This window comes from Streptomyces sp. NPDC058279 (assembly GCF_042881255.1).
Taxonomy (GTDB): domain Bacteria; phylum Actinomycetota; class Actinomycetes; order Streptomycetales; family Streptomycetaceae; genus Streptomyces.
The window spans coordinates 515589-527489 of sequence record NZ_JBHVYA010000001.1 but is presented as its reverse complement, the minus strand read 5'-3'; the positions used below and the strand labels follow the sequence as shown (position 1 = coordinate 527489).

Genomic DNA, 11901 nt, shown 5'->3' with positions numbered 1-11901 from the left:
GGGCGGGCGCGGGGCCCCGCGCGGCCCGGGCCGGTTCAGGGCCGGGCGAGGACCGCGACCGCGTTGTGACCGCCGAAACCGAAGGAGTTGCTCACCGCGATCTCGAAGGCGTGCGCGCGGGCCGGTCCCGCGACGACGTCGATCCCCGCCCCGGTGTCCGGCTCGTTCAGGCCGGCCGTGGGCGGAACGGTGCCCTCGGTCAGGGCGAGCACCGTCAGCGCCGCCTCGATGGCCCCCCCGGCGCCCAGCGTGTGTCCCAGTGCCCCCTTGGCCGAGGTGACCGGCGGCCGGTGGGGGAACACGCGCCGCAGGACGCCCGCTTCGACGTCGTCGTTCTGCCGGGTCGAGGTGCCGTGGGCGTTGACGTGGCCGACCTCGGCGGGCGCCACGCCGGCGTCCGCGAGGGCGGCGCGGACGGCCTGCTCGGCGCCCCGCCCCCGCGGGTGCGGGGCCACCAGGTGGTGGGCGTCGGTGGAGGCCGCGTATCCGATGAGCCGCGCCAGGGGTCGGGCCGCGCGCGCCGCCGCGTGTTCGGGTCGCTCCAGGACCAGGGCGCCGGCGCCTTCCGCGATGACGAAGCCGTCCCGGGTGGCGTCGAACGGCCGCGAGCCCGTGCCGGACAGCGCGCCGATCTGGGTGAAGCCCGCGACCACCAGCCGGGTGACGGCCGCGTCCGCGCCGCACACCAGGGCGATGTCGCACCGGCCGGTCGAGAGCAGGTCCCGGGCGAGGCCCAGCGCGGTGGTGCCGGAGGCGCACGCCGTGGAGGTGGAGAGGGTGGGGCCGGTCACCTCGAAGCGAAGGGCGATGTTGGCGCACGCCATGTTGATCAGATAGCCGGTGAGGAAGTAGGGCGAGACGAACTCCGGCCCCCGCTCGGCCAGCCGGGCGAGCGCCGTCTCCTGCGTCAGGAGCCCCCCCAGGCCGCCGCCCGTGACGACGGCGACCCGGCTGCCGTCCCACCGCGCCGGGTCGAGCCCGGCCTGCTCGATCGCCTGGGCGACCGCCACCAGGGCGAAGCGGTCGACCCGGTCGAGACGTCCCGAGCCGCGGTGGCGCAGGACGGGATGGTCCAGTTCCGGCACGCGACAGCTGAGGGAGACGGGCAGACCGTCCAGCGCGGGGTCGGGGGCGGCGGTGGGGCGGCCGGCGAGGACCGCCGACCAGGTGGTGTCCCGGTCGCAGCCGGCCGGCGTGACCAGCCCGATCCCCGTGACGACGGGCGCCGGGCGTCGGGTCATCGGCCCGTGCGTCGTGCGTCGACGGCCTCGGCGAACTCCGCGAGCGTCATGGCGCGCAGTTCCTCCTCCTCGACCTTGACGTCCAGCGTCTCGTGTACGGCGATGGCCATCTCGACCACCATGAGCGAGTCGGTCAGCAGCTCGCGCATCGGCGCGTCCGCCCGCACCTCGTCGGCGGGGACATCGAACTTCTCGACGAGCAGTTCGCTGATCGCGTGGAGGACGGATTCCTGCGCGGAAATGGTCACGGCATCTCTCATTTGCGGTTTCGCGGCCTCGTGCAGCACTCTGGCGCGGTGGCCGACGGTCGAAGGGGAACGGAAAAGCGATTATCCGCGAGGTCGTGGGGCGGGGCCTCGTTCCCACATAAGTACCACGGCCGCCTAATTACTCAAAACGCGTCCGCGATCGGCCTTTTTGCGACCCCTGTGGGGGAGAGTGAGGATCATTCATGCCGGAAATCGTGACCGATTCGACCGTTGAGCCGGTCGACCCCGCCGACCCGATCGCCGACCCGATCGTCGATCCGGTCGCCGTGGCCGATGTCCTCGACGTGGCGGGCGTGGAACTCCGCCATCTGAAGCGGGTGTTGGGGAAGGCAGGGGAGGGCGCCTGGGAGCGACTCCTCGGCTGGCTCGTCGACGAATACTTCCGCCTGGAGGTCACGGGATGGGAGAACATCCCGGCCGAAGGCCCCGCCGTCCTCGTCGCCAATCATTCGGGTGCCTGGGGGCTCGACGCCTTCGTTCTGCAGAACGTACTCGTCCGCGGACTGGATCGGCCGTTGCACGTGCCCGCCGCCCCGCTGGTTTTCCGCGTCCCGGTGATCGGGTCATATGCGCGGAAGAAGGGTGCCATTCCGCTCGACCCGACATTGGGATGGGAACACCTGAACGCCGGGGGGCTCGTCGGGGTGTTTCCCGAGGGAATGGCCGGATTGGAAAAGCCGTTCGACGAGCGATACCGGCTGCGTCCGTTCAGCCCAGGATTCGCCGTCACCGCCGTCCGGGCCGGCGCGCCCGTCGTCCCGGTCTCCGTCATCGGGGCCGAGGAGGCGTGTCCGAGGCTCGGCGACGTACCGGCGCTGGCACGCCTTCTCGACCTGCCCTACTTCCCGATCACGCCGCCCTTCCCGCTGCCGGCCAAGTGGCTGATCACCATCGGCGAGCCGATCCCCGCGCCGCCGCGGGCCGAGTCCCTCGCCGGGCGCTCGGCCGCCGCCCGCCGCCTCTGCGCCGAGGCCCAGTCCGCCGTCCAGGAGTTGGTCGACCGGGAGCGGAGCCGGCGCGAGACGCCGTTCTGGTGAGTCGGCCGGTGGTGACCCGGTCCGGGTCACCCGTCGTCGGTCACCGCCCGCACATCGGGCCAGACCAGGGTGGTCGACCCCCAGGCCAGCCCCGCGCCGTACGCCGTCAGCGCCACCCGCATCCCCGGCCGCAGCGTTCCCGCCGCGGCGGCCTGGGCCAGCAGCACGGGCACGGAGGCCGCCCCCGTGTTCCCGTACGCCTCGATGCCCGACAGCATCCGCCCCGGCCGGAGCCCCAGTTCGGCGGCGAGGCCGTCCAGGATGCGCTGGTTGGCCTGGTGGGCGGCGACCGCGTCCAGGTCGTCGACCGACCACCCCGCCAGGTGCGCCGCCCTCGTCACCGAATCGCACATGCCGACGATCGCCTGCTTGCGTACCACCGGCCCGTCCATCCGGAAGTAGGGCGAGAACTCCTCGCCCGCCGCCAAGGCGCGCTTACGGGCCCGCGCCCCGCCCCCGGGAACCTCCAGCAGGTCGGCCTGCGCGCCGTCGCTGCCCAGGTCGAACGGACCGAGCGCACCCGGCTCGTCGGCGTCGCCCGCCCGCAGGACCACCGCCCCCGCGCCGTCGCCGAAGATGGCCGCCATCAGCCAGTCGTCCGGATCGAGGAAGGCGCTGAACACGTCCGAGGCCACGAGCAGCACGCTGTCGAAGGCCCCCGAGACGATCATCGACGAGGCGACGCCCAAGCCGTACAGGAACCCGCTGCACCCCGACGCCAGATCGAACGCCGGTACCGTCCCGCACCCCAGCCGCGCGGCCACCTCCGGCGCCCCGCCCGGCAGGAGCCGGTCCGGCGAGATGGTGGCCAGGACCACCGCGTCGCACCGCGCGACCCCGGCGGCCGCCAGCGCGCCGCGGCCGGCCCGCACGCCCAGGTCGACCGTGGCCTCCCCGTCGGCGACGCGCCGGCTGCCCACGCCGATACGGGCACGGATCCACTCGTCGCCGACGGGCCGGTTCCCGCACAACTCGGCGTTGGTGACGACCCGCGGCGGCACGTAGGAGCCGAGTCCCGCCACCACCGCGCCCCGGCCGGCACCGGGTACCCGCGCCGTCATCAGCCGGCCAGCCGCTGCGCTGCCCGCCGCACGTCGTCGGCGGCCTGGGCGCACCGCTCGGCGTGGGCGAGGAGGGTCATGCGGAACCCCTCGCCCGCCTCGTCGGTGTCCCAACCGCCGTTCGCGGCGCAGGCGGCGAGGCTCTCCGCGTGGCGCTCCAGCCGGTCCGCACTGGCCTGGGCGAGTGCCCCGTAGGCGGCCGGTGCGTAGCCGTGCGCCGAGAGCGGCACCGCCGCCGGCAGGCCGACCGTCACCCGCCCGTCCCCGGGCAACCCCTCGGCCTCGCGGAAGGCGACGAGCAGCGTGGCCGGGTCCAGCGCCTGCGGCAGCCGGTCCACGTCGAGCCGGGGCGAGATCACCACCGGGTGCGTCGCCTCCAGCACGCGGCCCACGACCGCCTCGGCGACGTGTTCCGCGAAGCGGGCCGCCGCGCAGCCGGACGGGGCCCCGCACAGCGCCGACGGCCCGGCGCCCGAGTGGTCGTCGTCGCGGGCCCAGCCGGGCGCCCACAGGATCTCCGTCCCGGCCTCGACCGCCAGTGACTCCCACACGAAGGCGCCGCCCACCGGGTATACGGCGGCGGGGACGGCCGGGAACCGGCGCATCGCCTCGGCCACCGCCTCGCCGGCCTCGGCCACCGCCCCCACGCCGACCAGGGCCAGCGCCTGGAGGGTGGCCCCGGCCGCGGCCCCGCCGACCACGGCGAGCGCGTGCGCGAGGGCCGGGGCCGCGCTCTCGGGTCCGGCCCCGTCCGCCGCCAACCAGCCGATCAGTGAAGCGGGGTCGCGGTCCGCGAGGTACGGGGCCAGCCGCCGTGCCAGGGCCGCGCCGCGGGCCCCTTGGGAACGGCGGCCCGACTCCGCCGCCGCCCGGGCGACGATCTCGCTCAGCAGGGTGTCCTCGGCCGCCGCCGTGCCCACCACGATCCGCCGCGCGACCCGCTCCATGCCGCGCCGCCACGCGTCCCAGTCGAGCGTGCCGTCCCCGCGCCGGGCCGCGAGCACCCCGTCCACGTCCTCGGCGAGCAGGGCCGCCCACTGCCCCCGCGCCACCGGCACCTCCCGCCCCAATGGCACGTGCGGGGAGAGCCCGTACCGCAGCCCGCCCGGCGTCAGACCGGACGGCGCGCCGAGCACGCCCGCCTCCTCCGCCCGGGCGAGCAGGCCCGCGGCGTCGACCCGGGTCGACGGTACGAGGAAGGTCCCGAACGCGGTGCGCAGCCGTACGGGCCGCCCGGACCGGGTGCGCCGCAGGTGTGCCAGCAGTCCGCTCGTCATCCCCTCGCGGGTGAGCGCGTCCCACCCCAGCGCCCGGGCCGGGGCGTCGGTCCACGGCAGCCGGCGCGCGAGCATGGCCGCGCTGAACAAGGCGTTCTCCAGCGCCAGGGCGGTCGCCGGCCGGCGCGCCGCGCCGGCCGGGCTTTCGGCAATGGTCATCGGTCGCTCTCCCTCGTGGTCGTCACTTGTCACGGAGCATGTACGGCTGGTTCGCGACCACTTCGCCGTCGTAGGCCGTGATCAGCTTGTTGACCTGGTCCCGGTAGGTGGTCAACTCCCCGCGCAGGGTGTCCGAGTACGCCTGCGGGGCGTGCGACAGCGGGTAGTCGTACGACTCGTCGAGCCAGGCCAACTCGACCCAGCTGTCGGGGATGTCGTTGGGCGACGCCGGTCCGCGCCCGTCCAGCATGGGGATCACGTCGTGCTTGTTGACGAGGCTGATCACCTGGGTGGTGTGGTCGGCGGGCCGCTTCCCGTCGATCGGGGAACCCACCGTGATCACGTGCGTGATGCGGTACGTCGACGCCAGGTCCACGTCCGTCGCGAGGTTCATCGCGGTCAGCCCGCCCAGACTGTGCCCGACGATCATCAGCTCCGCCCCGGCCGGCAGTCCGGACCGCAGGATCAGCCGCTTCACGGCGCGGGTGTACGTCGTATCGGTGCGCAGCAGTCCGTCGAACGCGCCGACCAGGTCCTGGGGGGTGCTGTTGCTCAGCAGGCCGAAGCTGGTCCCGGGCAGCAGCAGCACGTGCCGCTGCTGTCCGTCGGCGCACGCCACGCGGCGTAGCAGGACCAGGCCGTGGTTGCCCAGCGCCCCGATGTCGTTGACGTAGCTGACGATGTCGTTGCGGGACGATTCCAGCACCCGCGCCAGGATGGAGTCCGGCTCGGCCCGCTCCGCGCGTCCGGGGCCGGGGTTGAGGTAACCCAACAGCGAACTGGGCAGCCCCAGGAAGGGATCGGTGGTGGGCACCCCGCCGGCGAGGGTCACCCACGAGAAGTCGTCGTTGACGGGGTTCTCGTCGAGCAGTCCGGACAGCGCGAGCAACTCCATGATGACGGGCGACACCGTGGTCAGGGCACGGGTCACGCCCAGCCGCTCGACCAGCGCGTACATCGCCCGCAGCGCCTCCAGCCGGTTGCCGGCCACCATCGCGTCCGTCAGCCGCCTGGCCAGGGGCGAGTCCAGGTTCGGGTGCTCGACCGCGACGGCGCGGATGCGCATGGCGAACGCGTCCACCGCCATGGCCACCTTCGCCGGGCGGCGGTACGTCATGCTCCCCGCCATCCGCGCCAGTTCCCCGAAGAGACCACCGTTCGCCCCGAAGCCGAGCCCCGCCGGGCTGGTGAGCGCCTTCGCGCAGGAGACGGCCGTGCCCAGCGCCCAGCCGGGGCGGCGCAGCGCCTCCCACCCGAACCGGAGGCTGGAGAGCGCCCCGGTCAGCTCCGCGCCCGCCTGTTTGGCGGTGAGCGCCGCGTCCGCCAGCAGGATCGACGCCGCGATGAGCAGTTCCGCGTCGGTCCGTGCCGGGGCGGCGCTCCTCCCGGTGTCGTCGGACCCCTGTTGGGCCGGGACGTGCCGCGTCGTTCCGTCGACCACCTGGCTCACCGGTGTGCTCCCTCTCGTCCCTGGGCGACGGCCGCGCCGCCGTACCCGCTGTTCGCGCAGGCATGGTGGCACCGAACGCGAGCACCCGGACGCGCCCCGCGCGCCGGTCGGTCACCCCCGCGCCCCGGACACCCCGCGCGGACCCCGGCCGCAGGCGGGCGCGGTGCCCGCTCCGCGGCGAAGGAACCGGTCGACCCCGCGGGGATGACGCCGGCGCCGTCGTGTTGACAGACGTCCGCCCGGCGGCGAAGGGTGGCCGGCCGCGCGGCCGACGGGACCACTCGGACCGGACACCGGTCCGCGACGCCCGACATGGGGCCGAAGCGGGCCGACACCGGCCCGGTCGACATCCCGTAGGGCCGGAGGGAGGATGGAGAGGGCGGAGCCCGCGGGACCGCGGGCCGCCGCCGAGAGGTGTGGTGGCCGGGTTGCCCGGCGCCCCGTGACGCGCCCGTGACGCCGCGCGCGTGACTGACCGCCCCCTCCGCTCCCGCATCGTCTCTTTTCGGAAGGGGCACCACCATGGCCCGACCCACACGACGCACCGTGATCACCGCACTGCTCGCGTCCTCCTTCGCCCTGTCCGGCGCGGTCGCCTTGGCGCCGTCGGCCGGCGCTGCCGTGCCCACGGCGAGCTGTACGGTCACCCCGAACGCGAACGGCACCTCCGTCACCATCAGGGGCGAGGGGTTCACGGCCCCGCGCAACCTCAACGACGGCGAGAGCACCGAGCCCCTGAACGTCGACGCGAACGGGAACTTCCAGGTCACGCGCTTCCAGAAGAACGTCGACTACACCGTCCTCGCCGTCCACGAGGACCAGAACTTCACCTTCGTCAACTGCAAGGTCGTCAAGACCGGCGGCACGACGACCAACCCCAGCACCAACCCGAACAACAACATGAAGGACAAGGGCCGCGGTTACGGCGACGGCTACCGCGCCGGACGCGCCGCCGCGCAGAAGAACTGCGACGGCCACGTGACGCCCAACAAGAGCCAGCAGCACTCCGACGCCTATTGGGCGGCATGGCAGCAGGGCGTCGACGCGGCCTACAACAAGGTCTGTGGTTCCGGGAGTTCCGGCTGACCGCCCTACAGCGAGGCTGAACGGCCCCTCCATCGCCTCTCCGGCGCGCCCCGAGTCATCGCCGGCATCGTCTGGGCATCAGCGAGCAACGGAGGGCGCCCGATGAAGACACAGTCGACGCCGGGGGCCGGTCAGGCCGCCGACGGGTCCCTCGCCCTGGTCACCGGGGCGACCAGCGGTATCGGTTTGGCCGTCGCGCGCGATTTGGGCGCCCGGGGCCACCGGGTGTTCATCTGCGCGCGCACGGAGACGGACGTCAAACAGACGGTGGAAGACCTGCGCGCCGAAGGGTTGGAGGTCGAGGGCGCGACGGCGGACGTGCGCAACCGGGCCGAGGTCAAGGGACTGGTCGCGGCGGCCGTCGCGACCTTCGACAGCCCGGTCAGGATATTGGTGAACAACGCCGGACGCAGCGGCGGCGGCACCACCGCCGACCTCACCGACGAACTGTGGAACGAGGTCATCGACACCAACCTCAACAGTGTCTTCCTGGTCACCCGGGAGACACTCACCAACGGCGGTCTGGCCGCCGCCGGCCGCGGCCGGATCATCAACATCGCCTCCACCGCGGGCAAGCAGGGGGTGTTGCTCGGTGCCCCCTACTCGGCGTCCAAGCACGCCGTGGTCGGCCTGACCAAGGCCCTCGGCAAGGAGCTGGCACCCCTGGGCATCACCGTCAACGCGGTCTGCCCCGGATACGTCGAGACGCCGATGGCGGCCCGCGTACGAGCCGGATACGCCCGGGTGTGGGACACGACCGAGCAGTACGTCCAGCAGCAGTTCGAGGCCCAGATACCCTTGGGCCGCTTCTCCACCGCCGAGGAAGTCGCCGGGCTCGTAGGCTATTTGACGACCGACACGGCGGCGTCCATCACCGCCCAGGCCCTGAACGTCTGCGGCGGACTCGGCCGCTTCTGACCCCGCCGCGCCCCCGGCGCCGACCCCCGACCCGATCACGTGACACGACCACGCGTAGACGCACGCATATGGAACTGAGCTTCGTGGCCATGTCCCGTCTCGCGCCGAGGGACTTGACTGTACTCATGACTCGGACCACGCAGAACATCCGGACCACACTCGTCATCGGCGGCACCGGCAAGACCGGCCGACGCGTCGCCGAGAAGCTCTCCGCCCAGGGCCTCCCGGTCCGGGTCGGTTCCCGCTCGGGAGAGCCCGCCTTCGACTGGAACGACCCTGACACCTGGGTGCCCGCGTTGGAGGGCGTCGACCGGGTGTACGTCACGTACTACCCCGACCTCGCCTTCCCGGGGGCCGCCGAACAGGTCGGCGCGTTCGCCAAGGTGGCCGTCGACAACGGCGCCCGCCGCCTGGTCCTGCTCTCCGGCCGGGGCGAGGAGGCCGCCCGGGTCAGCGAGGACAACCTCAAGGCGTCCGGCGCCGACTGGACCGTCGTCCGCTCCAGCTGGTTCAACCAGAACTTCAACGAGAGCTTCTTCCTGGAGCCGGTCCTGGCCGGCGAGATCGCCCTGCCCACCGCCGACGCCGTGGAGGCGTTCGTCGACGCCGACGACATCGCCGACGTGGTCGTGGCCGCCCTGACCGACGACAAGCACATCGGCAAGACCTACGAACTGTCCGGACCGCGCCTGCTGAGCTACAGCGACGTGGCCGCCGAACTGTCGAAGGCCACCGGCCGGCAGATCACGTACGTGTCCGTCACCAACGAGGAGTACCGCGCGGTGCTGCGCGAGAACGACCTCCCGGAGGAGTTCGCCGACCTGTTCACCATGATCCTGGACGGCCGCAACGCGCACCTCGTGCACGGAGTGGAGGAAGCCCTGGGCCGCAAGCCCAAGGACTTCGCCGACTTCGCCCGCGAGGCCGCGGCGACCGGAGTCTGGGACGTCTGACCGCGCCGGGCCCCCCGGGTGGGCGCGGAGCGGCCGCTTTGCGGGCGGCCGCCCCGCGCCCACCCCGCCCGACACGGAGCACGTACGCACGCCGCACCGACCGGCAGGAGGCCCCCGATGCCCACGCACCAGCCGCACCATTCCAGCGAACACGGACTGGACGCGCTCGCGCCGCACTTTCACGGATTCGCCCTGATGCACCGGGCGATGCGCCGCGACGCCGCACGCCTGTGCGACGCCGCACCGGCATGGCGCGGTGGCGGCGCCGAGTGGTGGGGGCGCCTGCGCGAGGTCATCGAATGGCACCACACCAGCGAGGACGACGTGCTGTGGCCCGGACTGCGGCGCCGTGACGCGGACTTCGACGCCCAGGCCGGTGAACTGCACGACGACCACGAGGAACTGGACACCGCCATGGCCGCCGTCGGCACCGCCGTCGCCCGCGGCGGCGACGGGCTGGTCCCGGCGGCGCGGGACTTCCGGGACATCCTGCACGACCACCTGCGCGACGAGGAACGCGTCGTGTTCCCCGTCTTCGAGCGGATGGGGGAGCGCGCCTACCTCGCGGAGGAGCGCAAGCTGGTGGCCACCGCCCCCCGCCGGGTGCTGCTGTACCTCCAGCCCTGGATGTTCGACGGCGCGAGTCCCGCGTCCGTCGCGCACGTCGGCGCCACCATCCCGCCGCCGGTCCGACTGCTCGGCGCGACCCTGCTCCGCAAGCGGTACGAGAACACGTTGAAGGGACTCCACAAGTGACGCGAGCGACTACGGACACGACGGTCGTGACGGGTACGAAGGCCCAGTCGGTGACCCTGGTGGCGGCGACCGTGGGCACCGGTCTGATGGCCGGCCTCTACTTCGCCTTCGACGTCTCGGTGATCCCCGGCCTGGGGCGCGGCGACGACGAGACGTACGTGACGGCCATGCGGAACATCAACGAGGCGATCGACAACGGGCTGTTCGGATTGCTCTTCCTGGGCGCGTTCCTCGCCACCGGCGTGGCCGCCGCGCAACAGCAGCGCGGAGGACGCCCGCACACCGCGCGCTGGGCCTGGACCGCCTTCGCCCTTTACGCCCTCTCGCTGGTCGTGACGGCCCTGGTCAACCTGCCCCTCAACGCCCGACTGGCGCGCGCCGGAAGCGACTTCAGCGCGGCCCGCGCCGGGTTCGGCACCCGATGGCGGGCCGGCAACATCGTCCGCACCCTGGCCTGCGCGACCGCCCTGGCCGCCCTGGGCCGGGCGCTGACCCTGCACGGTCGTCCGCCGGCCCCGTAGCGCAGCAGAGCGTCCCGGCGCCCCGGCGCCCCCGTGAACGGCGTCCGCTCTCCCCACCGTCCCCCGCGGGAGAGCGGGCGCCTCACGCGTACCCGCCCGGCGGGAAACGAGAGAGGATATCCGCATGGACACGCTGACCGGTCTGCTGGAAGGCCCGAAGGCGCGCGGCGCCTTCCTCCTCAAGTCCGTCTTCAACCCGCCCTGGTCGCTGCGCGTGGAGGACCGTGCTCCGCTGTCGGTCATCACCATGGTGCACGGCGACGCCTGGCTGGTGCCGGACCACGGCACTCCCGTACGGATCGGGCCCGGCGACGTGGCCGTCGTCCACGGTCCCGAGCCCTACACGGTCGCCGACTCCTCGGACACGCCGGTCCAGATCACGGTCGGACCGGAGCAGCGGTGCAGTACCGAGAGTGGCGAGGACGTCACCGAGACCATGGCCCTGGGCGTCCGCACCTGGGGCGACCCGCTCCAGGACGCGGGCTCGGCGGTGATGCTCAGCGGCACCTACCAGGCGCCGAGCGAGATCGGCCGACGGCTGCTGAGCGTGCTGCCCACGATCCTGGTACGCCCGGCGGAGTCCGCGGACCACGCCCTGATCACCCTGCTGGCGGCCGAGATCTCCCGGGACGAACCGGGGCAGGAGATCGTCCTCGACCGGCTCCTGGACCTGCTCCTGATCGGCGTCCTGCGCGCCTGGCTCGCGGCCCCGGGCAGTGGCGCGCCGACCTGGTACCGGGCCCAGAGCGATCCGGTGGTCGGCCCGGCGCTGCGGTTGCTGCACGAGAACCCGGCCCACGGTTGGACGGTCGAGGAACTCGCCCGCAAGGTCGGCGTCTCCCGGGCGGCCCTGGCCCGCCGCTTCACGGACATCGTCGGGGAACCCCCGGTCGCCTACCTCACCGGCTGGCGCATCGCCCTGGCCGCCGACTACCTGCGCGAACCCGACGCCACGGTGGCGACGGTGGCCCGCCGGGTCGGCTACAGCGGGGCGTTCGCGCTGTCGGCGGCCTTCAAGCGGGTGCGTGGCGTCAGCCCGAAGGAGTTCCGCGCGGGTGTGGGCGAGCCCGCGTCCGGAGAGGGCCCGCGCTCGCCCCGTACGGTCGTCCTCGACGGGCCGCACCCTGGCCGACCGCACCCGAGCCGACCGCACTCGGGCTGACCTCCCGAGCC

General features: G+C 73.5%; 12 protein-coding genes. 7 read left to right on the top strand and 5 right to left on the bottom strand.

All coding sequences use genetic code 11. The features are described 5' to 3' along the window. Positions 1–35 precede the first annotated feature (35 nt). Positions 36–1241, bottom strand: coding sequence for a beta-ketoacyl-[acyl-carrier-protein] synthase family protein (locus ACFVXJ_RS02550; RefSeq protein ID WP_389657368.1), 1206 nt, complete (start codon positions 1239–1241; stop codon positions 36–38). Further along, a complete protein-coding gene (locus tag ACFVXJ_RS02545; RefSeq protein WP_389657365.1) occupies positions 1238–1489 on the bottom strand; it encodes an acyl carrier protein in 252 nt (83 codons plus the stop codon). The genes ACFVXJ_RS02550 and ACFVXJ_RS02545 overlap by 4 nt, the downstream gene beginning before the upstream one ends. A gap of 203 nt (positions 1490–1692) precedes the next feature. Here ACFVXJ_RS02545 and ACFVXJ_RS02540 point away from each other — a divergent pair, with 203 nt between their 5' ends. Next, positions 1693–2547, top strand: coding sequence for a lysophospholipid acyltransferase family protein (locus ACFVXJ_RS02540; protein ID WP_389657362.1), 855 nt, complete (start codon positions 1693–1695; stop codon positions 2545–2547). Between the two features lie 26 nt (positions 2548–2573). On the opposite strand, the gene ACFVXJ_RS02535 is transcribed toward ACFVXJ_RS02540, so the two are convergent. Genes ACFVXJ_RS02535 through ACFVXJ_RS02525 form a run of 3 tightly spaced genes read right to left on the bottom strand, consistent with a single transcriptional unit; the run spans position 2574 to position 6494 of the window. Further along, positions 2574–3608: a beta-ketoacyl-ACP synthase 3 gene (locus ACFVXJ_RS02535; RefSeq protein ID WP_389657359.1), complete on the bottom strand. Its 1035-nt coding sequence runs from the start codon at positions 3606–3608 to the stop codon at positions 2574–2576. Then, a complete protein-coding gene (locus ACFVXJ_RS02530; protein ID WP_389657356.1) occupies positions 3608–5044 on the bottom strand; it encodes a hypothetical protein in 1437 nt (478 codons plus the stop codon). The genes ACFVXJ_RS02535 and ACFVXJ_RS02530 overlap by 1 nt, the downstream gene beginning before the upstream one ends. A 22-nt stretch (positions 5045–5066) precedes the next feature. After that, the gene (locus tag ACFVXJ_RS02525; RefSeq protein WP_389657354.1) at positions 5067–6494 is read right to left on the bottom strand and encodes a hypothetical protein; all 1428 of its coding nucleotides are present in this window, start codon (positions 6492–6494) and stop codon (positions 5067–5069) included. A 522-nt stretch (positions 6495–7016) separates the two neighbouring features. Here ACFVXJ_RS02525 and ACFVXJ_RS02520 point away from each other — a divergent pair. From ACFVXJ_RS02520 to ACFVXJ_RS02495, 6 genes are all read left to right on the top strand, one after another. Next, positions 7017–7580, top strand: coding sequence for a hypothetical protein (locus ACFVXJ_RS02520; protein WP_389657351.1), 564 nt, complete (start codon positions 7017–7019; stop codon positions 7578–7580). Between the two features lie 102 nt (positions 7581–7682). Continuing rightward, positions 7683–8498 (top strand): SDR family NAD(P)-dependent oxidoreductase, encoded by an 816-nt coding sequence (locus ACFVXJ_RS02515; protein WP_389657348.1) that lies wholly within the window; start codon positions 7683–7685, stop codon positions 8496–8498. A gap of 125 nt (positions 8499–8623) precedes the next feature. Continuing rightward, a complete protein-coding gene (locus ACFVXJ_RS02510; RefSeq protein ID WP_389657345.1) occupies positions 8624–9451 on the top strand; it encodes an NAD(P)H-binding protein in 828 nt (275 codons plus the stop codon). A 117-nt stretch (positions 9452–9568) separates the two neighbouring features. Continuing rightward, positions 9569–10207: a hemerythrin domain-containing protein gene (locus ACFVXJ_RS02505; RefSeq protein WP_389657342.1), complete on the top strand. Its 639-nt coding sequence runs from the start codon at positions 9569–9571 to the stop codon at positions 10205–10207. Further along, positions 10204–10728, top strand: a complete 525-nt coding sequence (locus tag ACFVXJ_RS02500) for a DUF1772 domain-containing protein (RefSeq protein WP_389657339.1) — start codon at positions 10204–10206, stop codon at positions 10726–10728. Before ACFVXJ_RS02505 ends, ACFVXJ_RS02500 begins: the two co-directional genes overlap by 4 nt. Positions 10729–10852: 124 nt before the next feature. Beyond that, positions 10853–11890, top strand: a complete 1038-nt coding sequence (locus ACFVXJ_RS02495; RefSeq protein ID WP_389657336.1) for an AraC family transcriptional regulator — start codon at positions 10853–10855, stop codon at positions 11888–11890. The last annotated feature ends 11 nt before the right edge of the window (positions 11891–11901 follow it).